Annotated in this window: 20 protein-coding genes; 14 read left to right on the top strand and 6 right to left on the bottom strand. The window is 67.7% G+C overall.

The annotated features are described in order from the left end of the window. Genes PotMrB4_RS14415 through PotMrB4_RS14425 form a run of 3 tightly spaced genes read left to right on the top strand, consistent with a single transcriptional unit; the run spans position 1 to position 4171 of the window. Positions 1 to 1266: a hypothetical protein gene (locus PotMrB4_RS14415; protein WP_172433697.1), complete on the top strand. Its 1266-nt coding sequence runs from the start codon at positions 1 to 3 to the stop codon at positions 1264 to 1266. Between the two features lie 4 nt (positions 1267 to 1270). Continuing rightward, positions 1271 to 3097, top strand: coding sequence for a hypothetical protein (locus tag PotMrB4_RS14420; protein ID WP_172433698.1), 1827 nt, complete (start codon positions 1271 to 1273; stop codon positions 3095 to 3097). 12 nt (positions 3098 to 3109) lie between these two features. After that, positions 3110 to 4171 carry a hypothetical protein gene (locus PotMrB4_RS14425; protein ID WP_160480915.1) on the top strand — a complete coding sequence of 354 codons (1062 nt, stop codon included), beginning with the start codon at positions 3110 to 3112 and terminating at the stop codon, positions 4169 to 4171. Here the strand turns inward: PotMrB4_RS14425 and PotMrB4_RS14430 are convergent, their stop codons facing one another. The 3 genes from PotMrB4_RS14430 to PotMrB4_RS14440 all read right to left on the bottom strand — a co-directional run bounded on the left by PotMrB4_RS14430 (position 4172) and on the right by PotMrB4_RS14440 (position 9859). Then, positions 4172 to 4696, bottom strand: coding sequence for a DUF4410 domain-containing protein (locus tag PotMrB4_RS14430; RefSeq protein WP_172433699.1), 525 nt, complete (start codon positions 4694 to 4696; stop codon positions 4172 to 4174). 101 nt (positions 4697 to 4797) lie between these two features. Next, entirely contained in the window at positions 4798 to 5733 is a 936-nt protein-coding gene (locus tag PotMrB4_RS14435; RefSeq protein WP_172433700.1) for a diguanylate cyclase, read from the bottom strand. Beyond that, positions 5726 to 9859 (bottom strand): CHASE domain-containing hybrid sensor histidine kinase/response regulator, encoded by a 4134-nt coding sequence (locus PotMrB4_RS14440; RefSeq protein ID WP_232060706.1) that lies wholly within the window; start codon positions 9857 to 9859, stop codon positions 5726 to 5728. Before PotMrB4_RS14440 ends, PotMrB4_RS14435 begins: the two co-directional genes overlap by 8 nt. Positions 9860 to 10133: 274 nt before the next feature. On the opposite strand from PotMrB4_RS14440, the gene PotMrB4_RS14445 reads away from it, so the two are divergent. Continuing rightward, complete coding sequence (locus PotMrB4_RS14445; protein ID WP_172433701.1) at positions 10134 to 11186, top strand: alpha/beta fold hydrolase; 1053 nt, start codon at positions 10134 to 10136, stop codon at positions 11184 to 11186. Between the two features lie 9 nt (positions 11187 to 11195). Here the strand turns inward: PotMrB4_RS14445 and PotMrB4_RS14450 are convergent, their stop codons facing one another. The 3 genes from PotMrB4_RS14450 to PotMrB4_RS14460 are packed head-to-tail and all read right to left on the bottom strand — an operon-like array spanning position 11196 to position 12406. Beyond that, positions 11196 to 11585, bottom strand: a complete 390-nt coding sequence (locus PotMrB4_RS14450; protein ID WP_172433702.1) for a hypothetical protein — start codon at positions 11583 to 11585, stop codon at positions 11196 to 11198. Positions 11586 to 11616: 31 nt separating this feature from the next. Continuing rightward, entirely contained in the window at positions 11617 to 11826 is a 210-nt protein-coding gene (locus PotMrB4_RS14455) for a helix-turn-helix domain-containing protein (RefSeq protein WP_044402756.1), read from the bottom strand. 7 nt (positions 11827 to 11833) lie between these two features. After that, positions 11834 to 12406 (bottom strand): hypothetical protein, encoded by a 573-nt coding sequence (locus PotMrB4_RS14460; RefSeq protein ID WP_044402753.1) that lies wholly within the window; start codon positions 12404 to 12406, stop codon positions 11834 to 11836. A gap of 337 nt (positions 12407 to 12743) precedes the next feature. Between PotMrB4_RS14460 and PotMrB4_RS14465 the strand changes: the two genes are divergently transcribed. The 10 genes from PotMrB4_RS14465 to PotMrB4_RS14510 all read left to right on the top strand — a co-directional run bounded on the left by PotMrB4_RS14465 (position 12744) and on the right by PotMrB4_RS14510 (position 25419). After that, on the top strand, positions 12744 to 13655 hold the full coding sequence (locus tag PotMrB4_RS14465; RefSeq protein WP_044402750.1) for a LysR family transcriptional regulator: 912 nt from the start codon (positions 12744 to 12746) through the stop codon (positions 13653 to 13655). A gap of 144 nt (positions 13656 to 13799) precedes the next feature. Continuing rightward, positions 13800 to 15254: a gamma-aminobutyraldehyde dehydrogenase gene (locus PotMrB4_RS14470; RefSeq protein WP_172433703.1), complete on the top strand. Its 1455-nt coding sequence runs from the start codon at positions 13800 to 13802 to the stop codon at positions 15252 to 15254. A 130-nt stretch (positions 15255 to 15384) separates the two neighbouring features. After that, positions 15385 to 16530, top strand: a complete 1146-nt coding sequence (gene ydcS, locus PotMrB4_RS14475; protein WP_172433704.1) for a putative ABC transporter substrate-binding protein YdcS — start codon at positions 15385 to 15387, stop codon at positions 16528 to 16530. 202 nt (positions 16531 to 16732) lie between these two features. Continuing rightward, positions 16733 to 17761 (top strand): ABC transporter ATP-binding protein, encoded by a 1029-nt coding sequence (locus tag PotMrB4_RS14480; RefSeq protein ID WP_044402741.1) that lies wholly within the window; start codon positions 16733 to 16735, stop codon positions 17759 to 17761. 1 nt (position 17762) lies between these two features. After that, positions 17763 to 18713, top strand: coding sequence for an ABC transporter permease (locus PotMrB4_RS14485; protein WP_044402738.1), 951 nt, complete (start codon positions 17763 to 17765; stop codon positions 18711 to 18713). Continuing rightward, the gene (locus tag PotMrB4_RS14490) at positions 18703 to 19509 is read left to right on the top strand and encodes an ABC transporter permease (protein WP_044402735.1); all 807 of its coding nucleotides are present in this window, start codon (positions 18703 to 18705) and stop codon (positions 19507 to 19509) included. Before PotMrB4_RS14485 ends, PotMrB4_RS14490 begins: the two co-directional genes overlap by 11 nt. A 70-nt stretch (positions 19510 to 19579) precedes the next feature. Then, positions 19580 to 21004, top strand: a complete 1425-nt coding sequence (locus PotMrB4_RS14495) for a gamma-aminobutyraldehyde dehydrogenase (RefSeq protein WP_172433705.1) — start codon at positions 19580 to 19582, stop codon at positions 21002 to 21004. Positions 21005 to 21266: 262 nt separating this feature from the next. Further along, entirely contained in the window at positions 21267 to 21743 is a 477-nt protein-coding gene (locus PotMrB4_RS14500) for an ester cyclase (RefSeq protein WP_074971708.1), read from the top strand. Between the two features lie 64 nt (positions 21744 to 21807). After that, positions 21808 to 23670 (top strand): NAD(P)-binding protein, encoded by a 1863-nt coding sequence (locus PotMrB4_RS14505; protein WP_172433706.1) that lies wholly within the window; start codon positions 21808 to 21810, stop codon positions 23668 to 23670. A 141-nt stretch (positions 23671 to 23811) separates the two neighbouring features. Continuing rightward, a complete protein-coding gene (locus PotMrB4_RS14510) occupies positions 23812 to 25419 on the top strand; it encodes a putative bifunctional diguanylate cyclase/phosphodiesterase (protein WP_172433707.1) in 1608 nt (535 codons plus the stop codon).

A 25419-nucleotide genomic window follows, 5' to 3' on the forward strand; every position in this document is an offset into this window, starting at 1 on the left:
ATGAACCCGACCTTCCGCTACGCCGGCTCCGCCCTGCTGCTGGCCAGTGCCCTCGCCTGCCAGGCCCGCGAGCAGCCCCAGGCCGCCGTCACCGGCACCACCCCCGCCTGCCAGCCGCCCACCAGCGCGCCGGCCCCCACTGCCGCCCAGGCTGATTTCGACCGCTACAGCTGGCAGCTCTTCATCGCCCTCAACTGGCCGGTGCAGGCCGGCCAGCGCGGCCAGCCGGACTGCAGCCAGCCCCTGGGCGCCCCCGGGCCCACCGTCTGGCAGAGCTACAAGGACGTGAACGAGATCTTCCTGCCCAACGGCCAGAACCCCGGCCCCTGGAACACCCCGATGAGCGCCCGCAGCCTGGGACTCATCAACATCGCCGCGCTGAAGAACACCTCCGTGGTGCAGGCGGTGGACCAGGCCGTGGGCGGCTGGCTGATCGACCAGCGCGGCAACCCCACCTACTACGACATCGCCGCCAACGAGGTCTCGTACGACTACATCGTGCAGAACCATTTCTATGACCTGAGCGTGGTGAGCCAGGCGCGCAACATCGCCTTCCCCGCCCAGGCCACCGAGATCAAGGCCGCCTGGCGGGTGCTGACGCCCCAGGACAATGCCGCGCGCTACTTCACCACCCGTGCCCAGGTGGCGCAGTTCAACAGCCAGGGCGTCGCCACCGGCACCACAGTGGAAGCCACCCTGGGCCTGGTGGGGCTGCACATCATCGTCAAGGCGCCGGGCTACCCGCAGTGGGTCTGGTCCACCTTCGAGCAGGTGGACAACGTGCCCGGTGGCAGCGGCAGCGCCAGCCCCTACAGCTACTACGACGCCAGCGCCCCGGCGAGCAGCGTCAACCAGTCGCCCTGCACCTGGCAGCAGCAGGGCAGTGACCTGATCTGCGTTCCCAAGCCCGGCACCACCTTCCAGACCCCCGACCCGCTGACCCGCGTCACCCCCATCGCCAGCGACACGGCGGCGGTCAACGCCCAGTACCAGCAGAACGTGCAGCAGAGCGTGCTGCGCTACTACCAGCTGGTCACCACCCAGCGCCCGCTGATGCCGGACAACCCGGGCAACCCGCTGGGCCAGCCGACCCCGGCGCTGTCCGCCAACGTCACCATGGAGAGCTACATCCAGCCCAACAGCAGCTGCATGAACTGCCACTCCATGGCCACGGCGAAGAACAGCCCCTACAAGTCCGACTACTCCTACCTGTTCAAATTCGCCAAGGCGCCCGCCTCGGCCGCTCTCAACAAGGACGAGGAATGACCCCATGAGCATCCTGAACGGACCCCGACTGAACTTCTGGGGCGGCATCCGCACCGACGTGAGCCTGCCCAACAACTCACCGACCATTCCCATGGGCACCGACGACTCGCAGACCCTCGACCTGTTCGACATCCCCAACTCCCAGGTGGCCACCCAGGCCCAGGGCTACAGCGACGACGAACTGAACAACCTGATGAATGCTCCCAGCGGGAACTACTACACCGCCGGGGGCTGGAACCATTACGGCCAGCATGTGGTGGACATGCAGAACGTGCTGATCAGCTCCCAGGGCACCCCCGGCGCCATCAGCACCACCGGTGACCTGGTGGGCCAGCCGGTGTACCTGCTCGGCTCGGTGGACCCGGTGACCGGCCAGGCTCCGGTATCCGGCCCGATGATGGTGGACCTGGATCCAACCGGCTCGATCTCCACCCAGATCTACATCGGCGGCCTGCAGATCGGCGGTACCACCGACCCGCAACTGGTGATCCATGCCAATGTGGTGGCCAGCAGCTTCGACCTGGCCAAGCGGATTCTGAAACGTATCGAGGATGCGCCGGGCTCCTGCGTCATCAGCGGCACCTTCCAGGTCACCTTCCCGCTGAGCGCCATCGTCAGCTGGAACCAGAACAGCGCGGCCCTCAAGAGCCTGATCGAAGCCCCCGGCGCTACCGGCCTGGTGCTGCGCTTCGTGATGTTCGAAATGTGCCCGGGCATGACCAGCACCCAACTGGACGCGGACTATGCAGCCGGCCGCTACACGCCCAACCCGAGCATCGGCCGGGTCATCGGCACGCTGGCCCCGGCGTTCGCCGGTGAACCGCAGATCTGCCCGGCCGGCCGCTCGCTGTTCAACGCCGACACCGGCGCGGCGGGCTATGCCCAGGTGGTGCCCGCCAGCGCGCCAGGCCATTGCGGCTGGCTGAGCCTGGACATGGTCAACCTGATTCCCAAGGCGACCTTCCGCGCAGACCGCACCGACATCACCAGCCCCATCGGGCCCAACATCGACTATGGTCCGGTCACCATCACCGCCGGTGGGCAGCCACTGGCCACCCTCCCCGCCGACTCCGCGCTGCTGCAGCAGTACTACGTCTACGGCGGCCTGGTGGACATCCCCCTCACCCAGCCTGCCTGCGAGTTGGCCCGCGTCACCGCCCTGGGCATGCACGCGCCGAACATGGTCGCGGGTACCCAGTTGACCGTCACCGAAACCCCGCTACGCATCTACAGCGACCAGCGCAACCTGTACATGGACGACTACCCCAGTGGCCTGAATCTCACCCTGCAGGTGCGCTACCTCGGCGGACCGCTGCCGCTGGCCAATGCGATCAGCTTGAGCGCAGGGCCGGCTGGCATCCTCGCCGATCCCTCGAACTGGGACCTGTTGCAGTACCCCGAAACGCCGGTGAAGATCGAGCCCGGGCAGACCGAGGTGGTGGTGGCCCTCTCACGCAAGAAGGACACCTCGGGGAACGCCGGCTACACCTCTCTGACCTACAGCCTCGGCACCTCAAGCGGATTCACCAACTTCCGCTTCTATTCCCAAAGCACCTTCGGCATCCCCGCCGGCAGCACCGTCACCTGGGACCAGGTCTATCCCGCAGTGCTGCGCTTCCACTACCTGGCCTTCCCGGCCATGTCCCGCTTCATCCCGCTGAACCAGCAGGACGCGATCTGGAATGCGCGCCAGGCGATCCTCGCGCGCACCGACGACGCCTACAAAGGCACCACGCTGTACATGCCGGTGGTGCGCTCCATGTCGCCGTGCCAGCGGGCGCTGCTCAAGGCCTACCTCACCAGCAGCCCCTGGCAACCCCCGGCAGCCTGAGGAGCAGCAGCCATGACCATCCATATCCCCTTCAACCCACGCGACGCCGTGCGCAGCGGCACGGTGATCGCGGAAGGCCTGCTCAACCCCCGGGGCCTGTGCCTGGAGCCCGACGGCAGCCTGCTGCTGGTGGAGGCCGGCTCCGGGCATGCCGACCAGCCCCTCAGCGGGCGCATCAGCCGGTTGCGCCCGGCGCCGGGCCTCTCCGGCCACTACCAGGCGCCGGAGGTGATCGCCGAGGGCTTCCGCTCCATGAACATGCAGGTGCGCATGCTGCGGGACGAGATCATGGGGCTGTCCGACGTGTGCTGCGCCGGTGGGCGCTGCCTGGCCAGCCTCACCGACTACGTGGACGGCTCGCGCATCCTCGACCTCGGCCAGTCGCCGCCGGCAACGCTGTTCCGCAGCCGGGGCAACCTCAACGCCCTGTGCTACCACCCGGGGCGCCGCAGCTGGCTGTCGGTCAAACCGGATACCAATCAGGTGGTGGAGTTCGTCGAGGGCTATGACGAGCGGGTGCTGGTCCAGTTGCCGGACCTTGCCCAGGGCCAGGAGGCGGTGCCGGTGACCCTGGTGCACGAGCCGGCCACCGGTGCGCTACTGGTGACGCTGTTCTCCGGTGAGTTGCGCCGCGACCCGGCGCTGCGCGGCGTGGAGTTCGCCGACCACGCCGGGCAGGTGATCCGCGTCTGGCCCGAAGACGGCCGCATCGAGACGGTGGTGTTCGGCTTGCAGCTGCCTACCGGCCTGGCACTGACGAAGGACGGCAACCTGCTGGTCCTGGAGCTGTGCCAGCGACTGCTGCAACCGCTGACCCCGGATTGGGCCGGCGCCGCTTGGCACGGCGGGTTCGAGCGCTTCAGCGGGCGCCTGCTGCACTGCGACCTGAGCCGTGGCACGGTCGCGGTGCTGGCCGAAGGGCTGGATACGCCGTCCAACCTCTGCCTGCTGCCCGATGCGGTGCTGGTCAGCGAAGGCATGGGGCTCAGCGGTCGACCGTTGCCGACGCCGGGGGCGGGCACCGCCCCGCTGGACGGCCGCATCCGCCGCATTCCCCTGACCGGGCTGGGCTGATCAGCGCGCCTTGGCCAGGTCCCGGACGATCTCGTCGGCCAGTTCGGCGGCGACCTCGTCCAGGTTGCGGTCCAGTGCCCGGCGCTCCAGCAGGAACTTGGCTGCTGCCACTTGAGGATTGCGTGACACCAGTGCACCCGGCAGGCGCCCGGAACGGTCCTGGGCGGCCAGCTGGCGGAGTTCGCCAGCGGCCAGGTCGCTGATCCACACCTGGGCCTCGACGCTGCTGGCACCCGCGCCGAACCCCACCGCCGTGCGCACCAGGCGCCGGCCACCCTGGCTGGCGACCTGGCCCTGGATCAGCCAGCCACTCTGCGGCAGGGGATGGCGCTCATCCAGACGCGACACCTGCACCTGCCGTGCGCCAAGGGCCTGCTGCAACGCGGCGCCCAACTGGGCTGCTCGCTCGCGCTGCTGGGCATCGCCTGGGTCTTGCGCGACGAAGTCGGTGAGGTAGAGCGCCGGCTCCGCCGCGAACGTGGCGACGGGCAACAGCAGGACAGCGGCAAGCAGGATCGAGCGCATGAAGGAACCCTGTAGGAACTGGGGGGAAGCAGCCTGGACCAGGGCCGGGCGCCCTGTCGAGGGCGCCCCGGCGAAGCGCGGCACGAGCGGAATGAACGGCATTATCCGGTTGCGGGCTCGCCGGGCACGTCACGCTGGCGGCTGCAGGAGCGCCCAGCCGTCTTGGCCTCGTAGAGGGCCGCATCCGCCGCCTTGAGCAGGTCGGCCGGAGACAGGTGCGGGTGCGACGTCGGTTCTGTTGGCACGAAACTGGCGACGCCGATGGAGACAGAAACCTGGCCCTTGTCGCTTTCGGCATGGGGAATGCCCAGCCGAGCCACCTCATGGTGGATGTGCTCGGCAACTTCCCAGGCCCCATCCGGCCCGGTGTCCGGCAACAGCAGGGCGAACTCCTCGCCGCCGTAGCGAGCCACCACATCGATTGCGCGCTTGGCACAGCGACGCAGGGCCGCCGACACCAGCACCAGGCACTGGTCGCCCTGGATGTGGCCGTAGGTGTCGTTGTAGCGCTTGAAGAAGTCGATATCGAGCAACACCAGCGACACCGCGCTACCACCGCGGCTAGCGCGGACGCACTCGCGCTCCAGGGCGGCATCGAGGGTGCGGCGGTTGGACAACCCGGTGAGGCCGTCGGTCTGAGCCAGCACGTTGAGGCGGTCGAGGGCCTGCTTGAGCCGGAGGTGGGTGCGCACCCGGGCGGCGACGATGGCCGGGCGGATGGGCTTGGCGATGAAGTCCACCGCGCCCAGGGCCAGGCCGGCCTCCTCCATGTCGCCTTCAGTGTGGCTGGTGATGAAGATCACCGGGATGGCCTCCAGCACCGGGTCCTTCTTCAGCGCCTCGCAGACCTGGAAGCCACTCATGCCGGGCATCTCCGAGTCGAGGATGACCAAATCCGGGAAGCTCTCCCGGGCAATGCGCAACCCCTCCTCCCCGGAGGTGGCGAAGCGGATCTGGCCCAGGCCGTTCAGGGCCTTGCTCAGTGCGCGGATGGCCAAGGTGTCGTCATCCACCAGCAGGATGATGGCGTCATGCATGCTCGCTTCCCTCGTCGTCAATCAGTCCATGGGCCGCCAGGACGTCCAGTGCCTGGTCGAATTGCAGGTCGTCCACCGCCTTCCAGGCCGCGTCCGCCAATGCCTGGCCGCCTTTTGCCAGCAGGGCCGCCACGGCGTCGGGAAAGGTGTCGATGGCCGCCATGTCACGGCCCTGCAACTGGCTGACCAGCCGCTGCAAGGCCTGCTCGGCCTCGCCGGCGTCCTGCGGTCCGGAGGCCGGGGTACTCAGCTGTGTCTCCAGATAAGGTGCGGCGGCCGCGCGCAGGGCCACCAGGGCTTCGGACACCTGCTGCAGGGCCAGGCGTTGCTCGGCGCTGCCGGCCGGCCTGCGGATGCTCGACTCGCCATCGCCGCAGGCCCGGTGCAGCGCCATGGCCCCCAGCAGGCCGGCGGAGCCTCGCAGCTTGTGCAGCTTGCCGGCCAGGGTCGCCGCATCACGGCTGAGCAGTTGCTGGGCGAGTTGGGTGTCCTCGAGGTCGGCAAATTCGTTGAACAGCTTGTTCAGCGACCCGAGGAAGAGGTCGATGTCGTTTCCCAGCCGGTTCGCCGCCTCCCGGGCGTCGATGCCGGGGATCACCGGCCAGGCCTGCTCGTCTTTCTGCTCCAGGCGTGCGGAGAGGTTGCGCACGGGCAGCGGTTCCAGGCGGAACTGCTCGATCAGCCGACGCAGGGTGCGGATCAGCGAGGCCGGCTCCAGGGGCTTGGAAAGGAACTCGTTCATGCCGGCCGCCTCGGCCTGGCGGCGCTCCTCGGCCAGGGCACCGGCGGTCAGGGCGATCACCGGCAGGCGGGTCAGGCCGAGCTTCCCGCGCAGGGTGCGGGTGGCTTCATAGCCGTCCATTTCCGGCATCTGCACGTCCATCAGCACCGCGTCGTAGTGATCCGGTGCCTGTTCGAGACGTTGCACCGCTTCGCGCCCGTTCATGGCGGTGTCCACCTCGGCGCCCTGCTGGCCAAGCAGCAGGCTGGCCACTTCGAGGTTGATCTCGCTGTCGTCCACCAGCAGCAGGCGGGTGCCCTCCAGCCAGCGGGTGGAGCGGGTATCCAGGTCGGTGCCGAGCATCACCTTCTCGGTGTTGCCGACATGGCGGACCACTGCCGAGTTGACGGCATTGAACAGGCTGGAACTGTCCACCGGCTTGCGCAGGGCCTGGTCCACCAATCCGCCACTCGCCCGCACATAGCCGTCGAGCTCATGGGCCGAGACCAGCAGGCTGCTGGGCAGGCGGGTCGGGGCGAGAATACGTGCGCTCTCTTCCAGCACGGCCACGCCGTCAAGCCCTGGCATCTGCCAGTCCACCAGCAGCACGTCGGGCAGCTGGAAGCCGTGCTGCACCCGCTCGCGCAGCAGGTCCAGCAGGGCTTCGCCGCTGTCCAGCATGCGCACCCGCCAGCCGAGCCCACGGCAATGGCGCGCCAGTTGCTGACGGTCGGCTGCGCTGTCGTCCACCACCACCACTTCCAGGCTGCGTGCGGTGGCGGTGGCGTCCAGATCGGTCTGGGCGATTTCCAGTGGAATCTCCACCCAGAACTCGCTGCCCTGCCCCAGTACGCTGCGCACCCCGGCGCTGCCGCCCATCTGCTCGGCCAGGCCACGCACCACCGACAACCCCAGCCCGGTGCCGCCGAAGCGACGGGTGGTGGAGGCATCGGCCTGGGTGAAGGGCGAGAACAGTTGGTCCACCACGTCGGCGGCGATGCCGCAGCCGGTGTCGACGACCGTGAGGGTCACCCGGACCTGTTCGGCATCGACCTCCCGGCAGGCGACACGAACGGTGATCTGCCCGGTGGCGGTGAACTTCAGCGCGTTGCCCACCAGGTTCATGAGGATCTGGTTGATCCGCAGGGAGTCCCCCAGCACTTGCGCCGGCAGTTCGTCGAGGCCCTCCAGGGTGAAGCCCAGGCCCTTGGCCTCGGCCTGGGGCGAGAACAGCTCGCCCAGCTCCTGCAGCAGCTGGCGGAGGCTGAAGGGGCGGCTCTCCAGGCGCATCTCGCCGGCCTCGATCTTGGCGATGTCGAGGATGTCGTTGATGATCCCCAGCAGCGAACGCCCGGCGATCTCCAGCTTGCCCAGCAGGTTGCGCTGCTCCTCGTTGAGCGGGGTGTTCTGCAGCAGGTGGGCGACGCCGATCACGGCGTTCATCGGGGTGCGGATCTCGTGGCTCATGTTGGCCAGGAACAGGCTCTTGGCCGCGTTGGCGCGTTCGGCTGCCACCGTGGCGGCACGCAGCTCCTCGCTGGATCGCCGCCGCTCGGTGATGTCCTGGGCGATGCTCAGGTAGCCGATGGCTTCGCCGCCGGTCGTGCGGATGGCGGTCATCACCATGGACACCGGCACGGCGCTGCCATCCTGGCGGATGTAGGTCCATTCACGGGTTTCCGCGCCCTGGCTGTCGGCCTTCAGGCACAGCACCTCCAGCCCCTGCACCCTGCGCCCGGCTTCGGCACTGAGTTCTTCGCCGCGCCGGTTGATCTCGCCCTGCTCGTGGAGCGAGAGGATCGACAGCAGGCCCACCGCGTCGTCGGCCCGGTAGCCCAGCAGGCGCTCGGCGCCACGGTTGAAGATCGCCACACGGCCGTGGGTGTCGGTGGCGATGATGGACACCTCCGAGGAGGCGTTGAGCACGCCCTGCAGCAGGCCGGCAAGCCGTGACAGCTCGGCGGTGCGCTGGCTCACCTCCAGTTCGAGCTTGGCGTTGAATTCGCGCAGGTAGTTCTCGGCGCGCAGGCGGTCGCTGATGTCGTGCATCAGCTTGGCAGCGGCGAGGATCTTGCCGTCCGGCTCGCGGATCAGGCTGCAGGTGATGGCCACGTCGATCAGGTGGCCCTGCTTGTGCCGACGCTGGGTCTCCAGGGTCGAACCCAGCTCGCCCCGCGAGACCCGTTCGAGCAGCTCTTCGTCCTCCCAGAAGCGTTCGGGGGGCACCAGCAGCGGTGCCAGGGGGCGGCCGATGACCTCATCGGCGCGGTAGCCGAACATCTGCTCGGCGGCGGGGTTCCAGGTGACGATGGTGCCATCCAGGGCCTCGCCGATGATGGCATCCCGGGAGTTCTCGATGATGGTGGCCAGGCGCGCCTGTTGCGCGGAGATGGTCCTCTGCCGCTGCCGCGACACCAGCAGGGCAACGGTCATGCCGGTGAGCAACAGGCTGGCCAGGGTGCCGATGCCGAACACGCGCTCCGGGCTGGGCAACTCCAGGCGCTGGATGTAGTTGGCGTGGGGACTGATCTCGAAGCGCCAGGTGCGCCCGTAGACCTCGCGCTGGAAGATGGCGCTGGCAACCCCGTCGTCCACATGGTCGGGCGAGGAGTCGTAGATGAGGTGGTTGGTGTTGCTGTCCACCACGTCGTAGAGGGCCAGGTGCAGGTCGCTGGCCGGGTAGGTCATCGAGCGCATCACTTCCTGCATGGACAGGGGCGCATAGGTCCAGCCCAGGGCATTGCGCTGGCGCTCGTCGACGGTGGGCGGCGTACCCGGCGTGGCGTAGACCGGCAGCAGCAGGAGAAAGGCGCGCGAAGGCTCGACCGACTCCTGCACCAGGGTGATGGGCGCGGTAAGGGTCGGCTGGCCGGTGTTCATCGCCGTGACGGCGGCGACGCGCCGATGAGTTTCGGAGGCGATGTCGAGGCCGAAAGCGGCCTGGTTGCGCTGGGCAGGGTCTACGAACTCGATCACGTAGCGCTCGCCGGCGTGGGGGGCGAATTGACGAATGCTGAAGTCCGGCATGCCGTCCGCCCGGGTCCGACGGAGAAACGCAGCTTCATCCTCGGGCGCGACGCGGCGTATGAAGCCGAAGCCCCGGGCTCCGGGAAACTCCTTCTCGATGTCGCGGACACGGCCGAAGCGCGCCAGCAGATCACGGGTGACGTTGGGCAACTGCAGCATGTAGATCGCGCCGCGGATGCTGCGCAGGCGGTAGGTGTAGATGTCCAGCCGGCCGATCAGCTCGTGCTCGATCAGCTTGCCGTCGTTGAGCAGCATCTGGTGGATGAAGCTCTGGTTGCGATTGGCCTGGTGCTGGCTGACCAGCAGGCTGGCGAGCAACCCGGCACCCAGCACCACCAGCATCCATGCCACCACGATCACGGCCTGCCTTCTGATCATCCTTCGTTCCCGGCGTCTGTCCCGAACAGCCGGGGCAAGACGTCTTGACGCCCCGGCGGCTGCTTTTCGACAGCGTAGACGCTGGTCGGGTGTTTGCAGGCCGAATGCCTGCACAGGCACGCCGTGTGGAGTCGTCACCGTCCGAGAAAGCGTCGCTTCACGTCAAAACGGATGCCCGGGGTCTTCCTACACTGGTGCCGCTCCGCTTCCCAGGTGGCCTGGCAGTCGGGATGCGGTGGATCGGACGAAACCAAGACGAACAGGAGAACACCCCATGAAGGGTTGCTTCGGATGGCTGCTGGCCCTTGCCCTGAGCCTGGGCACGGCGCTGGCGGATGTGAAGGTGCAGAACGACTTCGACTACATGGGCCCGGCGATGCAGCGCTGGGTGGATGGCAACGGCAAGACCCTGCATTACCTGGACGAAGGCCCGCGCAACGGCATCCCGGTGGTACTGGTCAGCGGGCACGGTACCAGTGGTCGGGCCCTGGCGCTGACCGACTTCCTGCGCAGCCTGCGGCAATCCCTGGGGCTGCGCTTCATCGCCCTGGAGCGCAACGGCTTCGGCGAAACCGCCTTCGACCCCAGTGGCGACTACGCCAGCTACGCCGCCGAGGTGGAGGCGCTGCTGGCCCACCTGGGCGTGCAGCGTTTCTCCCTGGTGGCGATTTCCGGCGGTGGGCCCTACAGCGCGGCCATCGCCTCGCGCCTGCCGACACGCCTGCGCTCGGTGCACCTGGCGGCGGCCATCTCGCAGAACGCGGGGGTGGCGGCTCCCTCCCCGTCCTGCGCGCTCAGCGACCAGCAGATCATCGACAACTACCTGGCCGCCCGTTACGACGTGCCCTCGGTGTGGTGGGACCTGGGGCCGAACACCGCAGTGAACCGGGTGCCGGGCTTCCTCGACGAGGCCGCCGACGAAGGCGCGCGCTTCTTCTATGGCAAGGGCTCGACCGGCTTCGACCTGCAACCCCTGGTGCACGAGCTGAAGCTCTACTGCAGCCAGCCGGTGGCGGACGTCTCGGCGGTGGCCGCGCCGGTGTTCATCTACCACGGCGAGGCCGACACCACGGTGGTGCCGGCCCACGCCGCCTTCTGGCGCAGCCACTACGCCAACGTCGTGGCCACCCGCCTGTACCCCGGCGAGGGTCACGACGTGCAGTACCGCCACTGGGGGCAGATCCTCGCGGACCTGGCCTACGGCGGGCGGCGCACGCTGCTGTGCTGGCGCGGGCAGTCGCGCCTGGTGGAAACCCGCGAGGCCGGCCCGTTGCTCAAGCGCGGCGCCACTCTGGACATCTGCGCCTGGCAACGCACCGGCCCTTGAGGGCGCGGCCTACTGCGTCGGCGCCGGTATCCAGCGGATGGTGCCGCCGCAGCTGGTGAAGCACTGGTCGTAGTCGTCGGCGCAGGAGCTGAAGGCGCTGTAGCCGCCGCCGTAGCTGCCATAGCCACCGTAGGTGCCGGGGTAGGCGCAGTCCTTGCGGGCCTGGCGCTTGTCCTTGCCCGCCACGCAGTAGTGGTAGGCGTCCATGCGGGCTTCCTGCAGGCGCCGCTTGCTGTCGTCCAGGTAGCCGCATTGCTGCTTCTGCATGCGGCACTGGGAGACGCAGGCCTGGGCGTAGCCATCCTTGGGGAGGTCGTATTGGTAGCGGCCGGAGGGGCCGCAGGCCGAAAGCAGGACGAGCGCAGTCGCCGCGCCTGCCAGGGACAGGAGTCGTTTCAAGGGGATTCACCGGGGTTGGGGTGGGGCCGGATCAGTCGTCCGGCTGGTACTCGAGGATGTCGCCAGGCTGGCAGTTGAGGGTCCGGCAGATGCGGTCGAGGGTTTCCAGGCGAATGCCCTTCACCTTGCCGTTCTTCAAAAGGGAAAGGTTCTGCTCGGTGATGCCGATGATTTCAGCGAGTTCCTTGGAGCGAACCTTGTTCTGCGCCAGGACCACGTCCAGCCTGATGATGATGCTCATGGTGCCGTTATACGAACGCCTTGACTTCCTCGTTGAGCGAGCGGGCTTCATTCATCATGAAACCGAACGAGCAGACGAAGACCGCCTTGAGGAGTTCGGACATGGATTCGGTATTGAAACCGACGGAAACCGCCAGGAGACCCTCCCCCGGGGGAAGGCCGAGCGATAGTACTAGACCGGTCAGGGTGTAGAGAACTGGTTGCAGCACAAGACCGAGGATCGACAGCCCGCCGATGGTCATCAGCAGCCGCGCATTACGGGTGGACCACAGTTCGCGGCGCGACAGCCGCAGGAAGAAAAGACCGGTCAGCAGCAGGCCCAGGCTGGAGATCAGCACCGGCACATAGTCCAGCGCCACCAGCAGCACCAGGTTCAGCGTAGGGAGCTGGTAGTCCTCCGCCAGCAGCAGCGGGATGCTCTCGCCCCAGAATTCCAGGTAGCCGGTACTGATCAGGCCGCTGTGCCACATGGCGGTGTTGATGATGATGTCGCTCAGGGCCATGACACAGGCCAGGCCGGCGGTGGCCAGCCCGGCCCACTTGAGGCGCTTGAAGGAAGACAGCAAGGGAAGGTGTTGCATAGGGAAACCGTCCTGGGTTCAATTGCATTTAGGATTAATAAATTATCGTCTCGCGATAACTTTTTAAAAAGTAATGCAAAAAAAGCGGATCGATCAACCCTAAAATTCAGGCGCATTCATTCGTTGAGGTTCAGCAGCATGCTCACCCGGACGGGGACGCTCCCATGGGTGCCCACGGCACGTGCGCGAATGTCGCACCCCGGTTGAGGCCCGCCGATCCGAGCGAACGCCTGGGTACGATGGGTTTTGTTCTATAAAAAAGAATGCAACCATGCATTTTCTTAAAAACGCCGCTTCCTTTTCCTAAAACACCCCATTCCATGGCCGACCCTCTCCCATGATGACCCTCCGCCAGATCCGTCATTTCATTGCCGTGGCCGAAAGCGGCTCGATTTCCGCTGCAGCCCAGGCGGTGTTCATTTCCCAGTCCACCCTGACCCTGGCCATCCAGCAGCTGGAGGACGAGATCGGCGTGCGCCTGTTCGACCGCCATGCCAAGGGCATGACCCTCACCCACCAGGGCCACCAGTTCCTGCGCCAGGCGCACCTGATCCTGGCGACGGTGGAGAACGCCAAGCGCAGCCTGCAGCAGAGCACCGACCAGGTGTCCGGGCGCCTCACCATCGGCGTCACCAGCCTGGTGGCCGGCTACTACCTGGCGGACCTGATCAACCGTTTCCAGCGGGCCTACCCCAACGTGCAGACCCGCGTGGTGGAGGACGAACGCCCCTACATCGAACACCTGCTGGTGAGCGGCGAGATCGACGTCGGCGTGCTCATCCTCTCCAACCTGGAAGACCGCCACGCCCTGCAGACCGAGGTGCTGACCCATTCCCCGCATCGCCTCTGGCTGCCGGCCCAGCACCCGCTGCTGGAGCGCGACAGCATCAGCCTGGCGGACGTCGCCGGGCAGCCGCTGATCCAGCTCAACGCCGACGAAATGGGCCTGCACACCCAGCGCATCTGGTCCCGCGCCGGGCTCACGCCCCAGGTCACCCTGCGCACCGCCTCGGTGGAGGCCGTGCGCAGCCTGGTGGCAGCCGGGCTCGGCCTGTCGATCCAGCCGGACATGACCTACCGCCCCTGGTCCCTGGAGGGCGACATCATCGAAGCCCGCCCCCTGGTGGACCTCAGCGAGCCCCTGGACGTGGGCCTGGCCTGGCGCCGGGGCACCACCCGACCGCCGATGGTGGACCCCTTCCTCACCGTCGCCCGCGAGCATCCGAACACCAAGCGGCCTTCGATTTAATCGAACGCGCCTTTCGTTATTTAGAATTTGTCGACCCCAGGCCCGGGCTCTAGTCTCTGTCGCTATACCAGAAGGTCAGCGCCCGGCCCGTCCACGGAGCCCCGCATGCCCGATAACAAGACCGATAAAAGAAGAACCACGAAGATGACCGGCCCGACCTTGCACACCGCGCTTCTGATCGATGGCCAACTGGTCACCGGCGAAGGCATGGCCGAAGCCATCATCAACCCCGCCACCGGCGAAACCCTGGTGAGCATCGCCGATGCCTCCCAGGACCAGGTCGAACAGGCCATCGCCGCCGCCCACCGCGCCTTCCCCGCCTGGTCCCGCACCACCCCCGCCCACCGTGCCCGTGCCCTCCTGGCCATCGCCGATGCCATCGAGCACAAGGCCGAGCAACTGGCCCAGCTGGAATCGCTGAACTGCGGCAAGCCCCTGCACCTGGCCCGCCAGGACGACCTGCCGGCCACCGCCGACGTGTTCCGCTTCTTCGCCGGCGCCGTGCGCTGCCAGCAGGGCCAGCTCACCGGCGAATACGTCGCCGGGCACACCAGCATGGTGCGCCGCGACCCGGTGGGCGTGGTCGCCTCCATCGCGCCCTGGAACTACCCGCTGATGATGGCCGCGTGGAAGATCGCCCCCGCCCTGGCCGCCGGCAACACCCTGGTGTTCAAGCCCTCCGAGCACACCCCGCTGAGCGTGCTGGCCCTGGCCCCGCTGCTGGTGGAGCTGCTGCCGGCCGGCGTGCTCAACATTGTCTGCGGCGGCGGCGAGAGCGTCGGCAGCCACCTGGTCAGCCACCCCAAGGTGCGCATGGTTTCCCTCACCGGCGACATCGTCACCGGGCAGAAGATCCTCCAGGCCGCCTCCCGTACCCTCAAGCGCACCCACCTGGAGCTGGGCGGCAAGGCCCCGGTCATCGTCTGCAACGACGCCGACCTGGCCGCCGTGGTCCAGGGCGTACGCACCCACGGCTACTACAACGCCGGGCAGGACTGCACCGCCGCCTGCCGCATCTACGCCCAGGCCGGCATCCACGACCGCCTGGTGGCCGAACTGGGCGACGCCGTAGCGAGCATCCGCTTCGCCCGCAAGCGCGACGCCGACAACGAGATCAGCCCGCTGATCAGCGCCCGCCAGCGCGACCGCGTCGCCAGCTTCGTCGAACGCGCCCTCGGCCAGCCCCACATCGAACGCGTCACCGGCGCCGCCGTGCACTCCGGCCCCGGCTTCTACTACCAGCCCACCCTGCTGGCCGGCTGCAAGCAGCAGGACGAGATCGTCCAGCGCGAAGTCTTCGGCCCGGTGGTCACCGTCACCCGTTTCGAGCACCTGGAACAGGCCGTGGACTGGGCCAACGACTCCGAATACGGCCTGGCCTCCTCGGTGTGGACGCAGAACCTCGACCGCGCCTTCCAGATCGCCAACCGGCTGCAGTACGGCTGCACCTGGATCAACACCCATTTCATGCTGGCCAGCGAGATGCCCCACGGCGGGCTGAAGCGCTCCGGCTACGGCAAGGACCTGTCCAGCGACTCGCTGCAGGACTACAGCGTGGTGCGCCACATCATGGCCTGCCACGGCCAGCTACAGGACTGAACGAACGCCGGCGGCACGCTGCCGGCGCACAACAAGACACCCCGGCGGACCGCTCATCCCGGCCGCACGCGGGACGCTGCACCCCATTGAAGCTGCCCTACCAAAAGAGACAACAACGAGGGAGACACCAATGCGCCAGATCACCCTGCTCAGCGCCATCACCACCGGCCTGCTCGCCAGTGCCAGCCTCCAGGCCGCCGACGCCATCACCGCCGTGGGAGCCGGCGAAGGCCGCCTCGACATCGTCGCCTGGCCCGGCTACATCGAACGCGGCCAGTCCGACAAGAACTACGACTGGGTCAGTCAGTTCGAGAAGGACACCGGCTGCCAGGTCAACGTGAAGACCGCCGCCACCTCCGACGAGATGGTCAGCCTCATGGCCAAGGGCGGCTACGACCTGGTCACCGCCTCCGGTGACGCCTCGCTGCGCCTGATCTACGGCAAGCGCGTGCAGCCCATCGACCCCAACCTGATCCCCAACTGGAAGAACATCGACCCGCGCCTGAAGGACGCACCCTGGTACACCGTCGCCGGCAAGACCTACGGCACCCCCTACCAGTGGGGCCCGAACCTGCTGATGTACAACGCCCAGGCCTTCACCAAGGCACCGGACAGCTGGTCCGTGGTGTTCGAAGCGCAGAACCTGCCCGACGGCAAACCCAACAAGGGCCGCGTACAGGCCTATGACGGCCCGATCTACATCGCCGACGCCGCCCTCTACCTCAAGGCCACCCAGCCCGCTCTGGGCATCACCGACCCCTACCAGCTCGACGAGAAGCAGTACGCCGCCGTGCTCGACCTGCTGCGCAAGCAGCACGACCTGATCCACCGCTACTGGCACGACACCACCGTGCAGATGAGCGACTTCAAGAACGAAGGCGTGGTCGCCTCCAGCGCCTGGCCGTACCAGGCCAACGCCCTGAAGACCGAAGGCCAGCCCATCGCCACCGTGTTCCCCAAGGAAGGCGTCACCGGCTGGGCCGACACCACCATGCTGCACGCCGAGGCCCAGCACCCCAACTGCGCCTACAAGTGGATGAACTGGTCCCTGGAGCCCAAGGTCCAGGGCGACGTCGCCGCCTGGTTCGGCTCCGTGCCCGCCGCGCCGGAAGGCTGCAAGGCCAGCGCCCTGCTGGGTGCCGAAGGCTGCAGCACCAACGGCTACGACCAGTTCGACAAGATCGCCTTCTGGAAGACCCCGCAGGCCGAGGGCGGCAAGTTCGTCCCCTATAGCAAGTGGACCCAGGACTACATCGCGATCATGGGCGGCCGCTGACCCGGCTGCGCGACCCGAGGGCGTCGTTGCGTCCTCGCTCGACGCTCGCCTACCACACGGTATGTCTCGCGTCTCGCTGCGGGGCGCCTAGCCCTCGGACCGCTCGCTCGGCCCAGCCCGGTGCCCCGCACCCTCCCCTCGCCGCTGGCGAGGGGCTCTTACGCCACACCTGCACCCTTTTCGCTTTACCGGAGCACGCACCATGACCACTCCCGCCGTTCAATTCACCCAGGTCTCCCGCCAGTTTGGCGAGGTCAAGGCTGTCGACCGGGTTTCCATCGATATCCAGGACGGGGAGTTCTTTTCCATGCTCGGCCCATCCGGCTCGGGCAAGACCACCTGCCTGCGCCTGATCGCCGGTTTCGAGCAGCCCAGCGCGGGTTCCATCCGCATCCACGGCGAGGAGGCCGCCGGCCTGCCGCCCTACCTGCGGGACGTCAACACCGTCTTCCAGGACTACGCCCTGTTCCCGCACATGAGCGTGCTGGAGAACGTCGCCTACGGCCTCAAGGTCAAGGGCGTGGCCAAGTCCGAGCGCCTGGCCCGTGCCGAAGAGGCCCTGGGCATGGTGGCCCTGGGCGGCTACGGCGGCCGCAAACCGGTGCAGCTGTCCGGCGGCCAGCGCCAGCGCGTGGCCCTGGCCCGTGCCCTGGTCAACCGCCCCCGCGTGCTGCTGCTGGACGAACCCCTCGGCGCCCTCGACCTCAAGCTGCGCGAGCAGATGCAGAGCGAGTTGAAGAAGCTCCAGCGCCAGCTGGGCATCACCTTCATCTTCGTCACCCACGACCAGAGCGAAGCGCTGTCCATGTCCGACCGCGTGGCCGTGTTCAACAAGGGCCGCATCGAGCAGGTGGACACCCCGCGCAACCTCTACATGAAGCCGGCCACCCCCTTCGTCGCCGAGTTCGTCGGCACCTCCAACGTCCTGCGCGACGACCTGGCCCGCCAGCTCACCGGCAACCCGCAACCCTTCTCCATCCGCCCCGAGCACATCCGCTTCGCCCAGGGTGCCTGCGCCAGCGGCGAGGTGGAGCTGAGCGGCCTGCTGCACGACATCCAGTACCAGGGCGCCGCCACCCGCTACGAGATCCGCCTGGACAACGGCCAGAACCTCTGCGTCAGCCAGGCCAACGACCAATGGCAAGCCATCGACCTCGCCCACCAGAGCGGCCAGCGCGTCACCCTGCGCTGGGCCCGCGAGGCGATGGTGCTGCTGAACGAGGGCGCCTGAGATGGAACTGACACTCAACGCCGCCCGCGCGCAGGCCCCCAAGGGCCCGATGCGGCGCCTGTCCAACCTGCTCTACCGCAAGCCGACGCTGTACCTCTCGCTGTTGCTGGTGCCGCCGCTGCTGTGGTTCGGCGCGGTCTACCTCGGCTCGCTGCTGACGCTGCTGTGGCAGGGCTTCTACACCTTCGATGACTTCACCATGGCGGTCTCCACCGACCTGACCCTGGCGAACTTCCAGGCCCTGTTCCAGGCCGCCAACTTCGACATCATCCAGCGCACCCTGGTGATGGCCGTGGCGGTCTCGGTGGCCAGCGCCGCCCTGGCCTTCCCCATCGCCTACTACATGGCGCGCTACACCACCGGCAAGACCAAGGCGTTCTTCTACATCGCCGTGATGATGCCGATGTGGGCCAGCTACATCGTCAAGGCCTACGCCTGGACCCTGCTGCTGGCCAAGGGCGGCGTCGCCATGTGGTTCGTCCAGCACCTGGGCCTGGAGCCGTTGCTGAACCTGCTGCTGGCGACCCCCGGCGTGGGCGGCAACACCCTGTCCACCTCCAACTTCGGGCGCTTCCTGGTATTCGTCTACATCTGGCTGCCGTTCATGATCCTGCCGATCCAGGCCTCCCTGGAGCGCCTGCCGCCGTCGCTGCTGCAAGCCTCGGCCGACCTCGGCGCGCACCCGCGGCAGACCTTCATGCAGGTGATCCTGCCGCTGTCGGTGCCCGGCATCGCCGCCGGCTCGATCTTCACCTTCAGCCTCACCCTGGGCGACTTCATCGTGCCGCAGCTGGTGGGCCCGCCCGGCTACTTCATCGGCAGCATGGTCTACGCCCAGCAGGGCGCCATCGGCAACATGCCCATGGCCGCCGCGTTCACCCTGGTGCCCATCGTGCTGATCGCCGTGTACCTGTCCATCGTCAAACGCCTGGGGGCCTTCGATGCACTCTGAAAACGCTTCCTGGAGCCTCAAGGCTGCCGCCTGGGGCGGGCTGGTGTTCCTGCACTTCCCGATCCTCATCATCTTCCTGTACGCCTTCAACACCGAAGACGCCGCGTTCAGCTTCCCGCCCCAGGGCTTCACCCTGCACTGGTTCAGCGTCGCCTTCGAGCGCCAGGACGTGATCGAATCCATCGTCCTTTCGCTCAAGGTCGCCAGCATCGCCACGCTCATCGCCATGGTGCTCGGCACCCTGGCCGCGGCCGCGCTGTACCGCCGGGAGTTCTTCGGCAAGGAAGGCATCTCGCTGATGCTGATCCTGCCCATCGCCCTGCCCGGCATCATCACCGGCATCGCGCTGCTGGCGGCGTTCAAGGCCCTCGGGATCGAGCCCGGCCTGATGACCATCGTCATCGGCCACGCCACCTTCTGCGTGGTGATCGTCTACAACAACGTCATCGCCCGCTTCCGCCGCACCTCCAACAGCCTCATCGAGGCCTCCATGGACCTGGGCGCCGACGGCTGGCAGACCTTCCGCTACGTGATCCTGCCGAACCTCGGCTCGGCCCTGCTGGCCGGCGGCATGCTCGCCTTCGCCCTCTCCTTCGACGAGATCATCGTCACCACCTTCACCGCCGGCCACGAGCGCACCCTGCCGATCTGGCTGCTCAACCAGCTCAGCCGCCCGCGTGACGTACCGGTGACCAACGTGGTGGCCATGCTGGTGATGCTGGTGACCATGCTGCCGATCCTCGGCGCCTACTACCTGACCAAAGGGGGCGAAGGCGTGGCCGGCAGCGGCAAATAGCCGCTCGCCCCAAGCCCGAACCCCAGCCGAACGACGACGTTCCCCGTTCAAGAACAAGAGGACTTCAACGATGCAAACCAAGCTCCTGATCAATGGCCAACTGGTCGCTGGCGAAGGCGAGAAGCTCGCCGTCCTGAACCCCTCCCTGGGCAGCACCCTGGTGGAAATCGCCGAAGCCACCCCGGCCCAGGTCGACGCCGCCGTACGCGCCGCCGACGCCGCCTTCGACGGCTGGTCGCAGACCGCCCCGAAGGACCGCTCCCTGCTGCTGCTCAAGCTCGCCGATGCCATCGACACCCACGCCGAAGAACTGGCGCGCCTGGAGTCGCAGAACTGCGGCAAGCCCTTCAGCGCCGCGCTGAACGACGAACTGCCGGCCGTGGCCGACGTGTTCCGCTTCTTCGCCGGTGCCAGCCGCTGCCTGCAGGGCTCCGCCGCCGGTGAGTACCTGCCGGGCCACACCTCGATGATCCGCCGCGACCCGGTGGGCGTGGTCGCCTCCATCGCCCCCTGGAACTACCCGCTGATGATGGCCGCCTGGAAACTCGGCCCGGCCCTGGCCGCCGGCAACACCGTGGTCCTCAAGCCCTCCGAGCAGACCCCGCTGACCGCCCTGCGCCTGGGCGAGCTGATCGCCTCGATCTTCCCTGCCGGCGTGGTCAACCTGGTGGTGGGCCGTGGCCCCAGCGTCGGCGAGCCGCTGACCACCCACCCCAAGGTGCGCATGGTCTCCCTCACCGGCTCGGTCGCCACCGGCAGCCGCATCATCGCCGGCACCGCCGACACCGTTAAACGCATGCACATGGAGCTGGGCGGCAAGGCCCCGGTGATCATCTTCGACGACGCCGACATCGACGCCGCCGTGGAAGGCATCCGCACCTTCGGCTTCTACAACGCCGGCCAGGACTGCACCGCTGCCTGCCGCATCTACGCCCAGAAAGGCATCTACGAGAAGTTCGTCGAGAAGCTCGGCGCCGCCGTCGCCAGCATCCGCTACGGCGAACAGGACGACCCGCAGACCGAACTCGGCCCGCTGATCACCGAACAGCACCTGGCCCGCGTCGAAGGCTTCGTCGAGCGCGCCCGCCAGCAGAGCCACATTCGCGTGGTCACCGGCGGCAAGCGTGCCGACCGTCCCGGCTTCTTCTTCGAGCCCACCGTGCTGGCCGATGCCCGCCAGGACGACGAAGTGGTGCGCCGCGAGATCTTCGGCCCGGTGGTTTCCGTCACCGCCTTCGACGACGAAGCCCAGGCGCTGGCGTGGGCCAACGACTCCGACTACGGCCTGGCCTCCTCCGTGTGGACCGCCGACGTCGGCCGCGCCCACCGCCTCGCCGCCCGCCTGCAGTACGGCTGCACCTGGGTCAACACCCACTTCATGCTGGTCAGCGAAATGCCTCACGGCGGCGTGAAGCTGTCGGGCTATGGGAAGGACATGTCGATGTACGGACTCGAGGATTACACCGCCATCCGCCACGTCATGTTCAAACACTGACCCTGAGCGCCGCTCGCTGGCCCGGGCGTTGTTGAGAAGCACGTCGAAATGCTCATGTACTGCAGTACATTCCGCTTTCTCCGCGCTTCTCGCCTAGCCCGGCCTGCGCGCTCGACGCTCAGCGCTTCATGCACCCCCTGTAGGGGCGAATTCATTCGCCCGCTCTTGTGGGACCTGCTCCCGGGCTGAAGCCCGGGCTACGGGCTCCTCTCCACTGGCTTTGCTTCACCACCGCTGCACCCCACCCCCAGGAGAACCCGAAATGCGAACCACCCTGCGTAGTTTCAGCTTCATCCTGCTCTGCACCGCCGCCGGTCTCGCCCAGGCCGCCAGCGACGCCAAGTCCGTCGTCGAAGGCTACATGGCCGCCTGGAACGCCCACGACGCCGACAAGGCCGCCACCTTCCTCGCCGATGACGCGGTGTACTTCGATGCCACCGTCGGCACGCCGCAGAATGGCAAGGCAGCGGCCCGCGACAACGTCATCAAGGTGTTCATCGGCGCCGTGCCGGACCTGACCTGGAAGATGACCAGCGCGCCCATCGTCGGGCCCGACGGCATCGCCTTCCAGTGGGAATTCGCCGGCACCAACAGCGGCGCCTGGAGCGCCGAGACCCCGGCCACCGGCAAGCCCCTGAAGTTCGAAGGGGTCAGCTTCGTCCGTATCAAGGACGGCAAGATCGTCTACCAGGGCGACTACTACGACGCCCTCGGCTTCAATAAGCAATTGGGCTGGTAAGCCCACGGGGGCCCGGCAATGATCCGGGCGCCCGCACCCACAACAAACGCCTTGCAGGTACACCATGAGCATCACCCGCCGCGACTTCCTCAACGGCGCCGCCCTGACCGTCGGCCTCGGCCTCACCCCGCTGCAGTTGCTGCGCGCAGCCCCCTCCGGGCGCTACTACCCCCCTGCCCTCACCGGCCTGCGCGGCAGCCACCCCGGCTCCTTCGACGTGGCGCACCAGATGGGCTGGGAGAAGAAGGTGTTCGACACCGACGGCCTGCCCATCGAGGAGCAGTACGACCTGGTGGTGGTCGGCGGCGGCATCAGCGGCCTCTCGGCGGCCTGGTTCTACCGGCAGCAGAACCCCGACGCACGCATCCTCATCGTCGAGAACCACGACGACTTCGGCGGCCACGCCAAGCGCAACGAATTCCAGGCCGGCGGCCGGATGATCCTCGGCTACGGCGGCAGCGAAGCCTTCCAGTCGCCCAAGCACCTCTACAGCAGCCAGGTGAACGGCCTGCTCAAACAGCTGGGGGTGGACATCGACCGTTTCGAGACCGCCTTCGACCGCGACTTCTACCCCGGCCTCGGGCTGTCCCGCGGGGTGTTCTTCGACAAGGCCGGCTTCGGTGAAGACAAGCTGGTGACCGGCGACCCGACGCCGATGGTGGCCGACGACATCGCCCCGGAAAAACTCAACGCCCGCAACTGGCGCGCCTTCATCAACGACTTCCCGCTGCCCGAGGCCGACCGCGAGGCCCTCATCGCCCTGCACGAAGCGCCCCGTGACTACCTGGCTGGCAAGAGCCGCGAGGAGAAGGAAGCCCACCTGGCCAAGACCAGCTACCAGGACTTCCTGCGCAAGGACGTCGGCCTGAGCGAAGCCGCCACCCGCTACTTCCTCAGCCGCACCAACGACTTCTCCGCCCTCAGCATCGACGCCGTTGCCGCAGCGGATGCCTACGCCGTGGGCTTCCCCGGCTTCGCCGCGATGGACCTCTCGCCCATCAGCGAGGAAGCCAAGGCCGAGATGGAAGAGCCGTACATCTACCACTTCCCCGACGGCAACGCCTCGGTGGCGCGCCTGCTGGTGCGCAGCCTGATCCCGGGCGTGGCCGCCGGCAAGGGCATGGACGACATCGTCCTCGCCGACTTCGACTACGCCCGCCTTGACCTGCCCTCCAACGCCGTGCGCCTGCGCCTGAACAGCACCGCCGTCAGCGTGCGCAACCGCGCCGGCGCCGTGGACGTGGGCTACAGCCGTGGCGGCCAGCTGCACCGCGTGCGCGCCCGGCACTGCGTGCTGGCCTGCTACAACATGATGATTCCCTACCTGCTCCGCGACCTGCCCGCCCCGCAGGCCCACGCCCTGGCGCAGAACGTCAAGTTCCCGCTGGTGTACACCAAGGTGGTGATCCGCAACTGGCACAGCTTCGCCAAGCTCGGCGTCCACGAGATCTACGCCCCCAGCCAGCCCTACAGCCGCGTCAAGCTCGACTACCCGGTGGACATCGGCGGCTACCGCCACCCCCGCGACCCGGCCCAGCCCATCGGCCTGCACATGGTCTACGTGCCCACCAGCCCCGGCATGGGCATGGACGCCCGCACCCAGGCCCGGGTCGGCCGCGGCAAGCTCTACGCCATGAGCTTCGAGCAGATGGAAACGATGATCCGCGAGCAGCTCCAGGCCATGCTCGGCCCGGCCGGCTTCGACCACGAGAAGGACATCCTCGCCATCACCGTCAACCGCTGGTCCCACGGCTACGCCTACTTCTCCAACAGCCTGTTCGACGACGAAGACGAGAGCGAGAAGCTGATGAACCTCGCCCGCCGCAAGCTGGGCAACGTCACCATCGCCAACTCCGACGCGGCCTGGAGCGCCTACGCCCACGCCGCCATCGACGAAGCCTGGCGCGCGGTGCGCGAGCTGGGCTGAGCGAACGCAGCCGGGTGATGGTGCCTGCGCCATCGCCCGGCCCCGTTAGATTCAGCGGGCCCCCACCCTCACCAGGCGCGTCTATATTTTCCGTATCCCCGGCGACAGCCCTGCGCCGGGGCTCCGGAGTGCCGATCCCGCATGCCCGATACCCACGACCGCCCTGCCCGCCCACGCACCGGCCGGATGAAGCGTGACATCGTCCTGATCCTGCTGTTCGCCCTGGTCAGCCTCGCCCTGCTGGTCCACTTCGATGTGGGCGACCTCCTGCAACGGGCGGCCGTGCGTCACGAGCACTGGGAACTGGACGAGATCCTGCTGATGCTCAGCCTGGTGGGCTGGTGCGGCTTCATCTTCGGCGTGCGCCGGCTGATGGAAATGCGCTGGGAGGCCCAGGCCCGGCGCAGCGCGGAACTCAAGGTCACGCGCCTGGCCGAACACGACATGCTCACCGGCCTGCCCAACCGCCGGGGGCTGCGCAGCCACCTGGAACCCTGCCTGGGGGTTTCTGACTCGCCGTTCTACTTCGTGCTGGTGGACCTGGACGGCTTCCGCCTGGTCAACGACCTGCACAGCCACGAGGCCGGCGACCACCTGTTGCAGGTGCTGGCCCGCCGGCTGTCTACCGCGTTGCCCGAGGGCGACCTGATCGGCCGCAGCGGTGCCGATGAATTCACCCTGGTGCTGCATTCCCAGAAGAGCCACACCGCCGCCAGCGCCCTGCTGGAGGCCCTGCTGGAGCTGATCCGCCAGCCGGTACAGCATGAGGACGCACGTATCGAAGTCAGCGCCACCCTCGGCGTCGCCCGTTACCCGGACGATGGTCGGCGACTGGACGACCTCATGGCCCGCGCCGCCTTCTGCGTGCAGTCAGGCAAGCGCGAGGGGCGCAACATGGTGGTGTTCTACGAGCCCGGCAACGACACCGAACTGGAGCAGCAGACGCGCCTGGTGAAGCTGCTCGACGAAGGCATGAAGGCCGGCTACCTGCGGGTGGACTACCAACCCATCGTCGCCCTGGAAAGCGGCGAAATCCTCGGCTTCGAGGCCCTCGCCCGGCTCGACCACCCCGAGGCCGGCAGCCTGGGGCCGGCGCAGTTCATCCCCGCAGCCGAGCGCCTCGGCTACATCACCCGCATCACCCGCGAGCTGCTCCAGCGCGCCTGTGAGGAAGCCCGACAGTGGCCCACCGGCGTGTTCCTCTCGTTCAACCTCAGCGCCATCGACCTGGCCGACGAAAGCCTGCCGTTCCACGTCTCGCGCATCCTCAACAAGGTGGGCTTCCCGCCCCGGCGGCTGGAGCTGGAGGTGACCGAGACCGCCGTGATCGACCACGTCGAGCGGGCCAACGCCAACATCCAGGCGCTGCAGGCCATGGGCATCCGCGTGTCGCTGGACGACTTCGGCACCGGCTACTCGTCCCTCGCCCACATCAGCCGCTACAACTTCGACAAGCTCAAGATCGACCGCCAGTTCGTCGCCGCGCTGGACAACGGCAGCAAGGACGAAAGCATCCTGCGGGCCATGCTCGGCCTCAGCCAGGAACTCGGCATCCCCACCGTTGCCGAAGGCATCGAGACGCAGCGGCAGCTGGAATGGCTGCAGAGCGTCGGCTGCCGGCAAGGCCAGGGGTATTACTTCAGCCCACCGGTGTCCACGGCCCAGGCCACCGCCATGGTGGCCCGTGGGCCCTGCCTGCTGGGGCCGGTTCCGCGGCCCTCTGCCCGCCCCCACTCCACGGAGTCCTGA

Source organism: Metapseudomonas otitidis (assembly GCF_011397855.1).
Lineage (GTDB): Bacteria > Pseudomonadota > Gammaproteobacteria > Pseudomonadales > Pseudomonadaceae > Metapseudomonas > Metapseudomonas otitidis.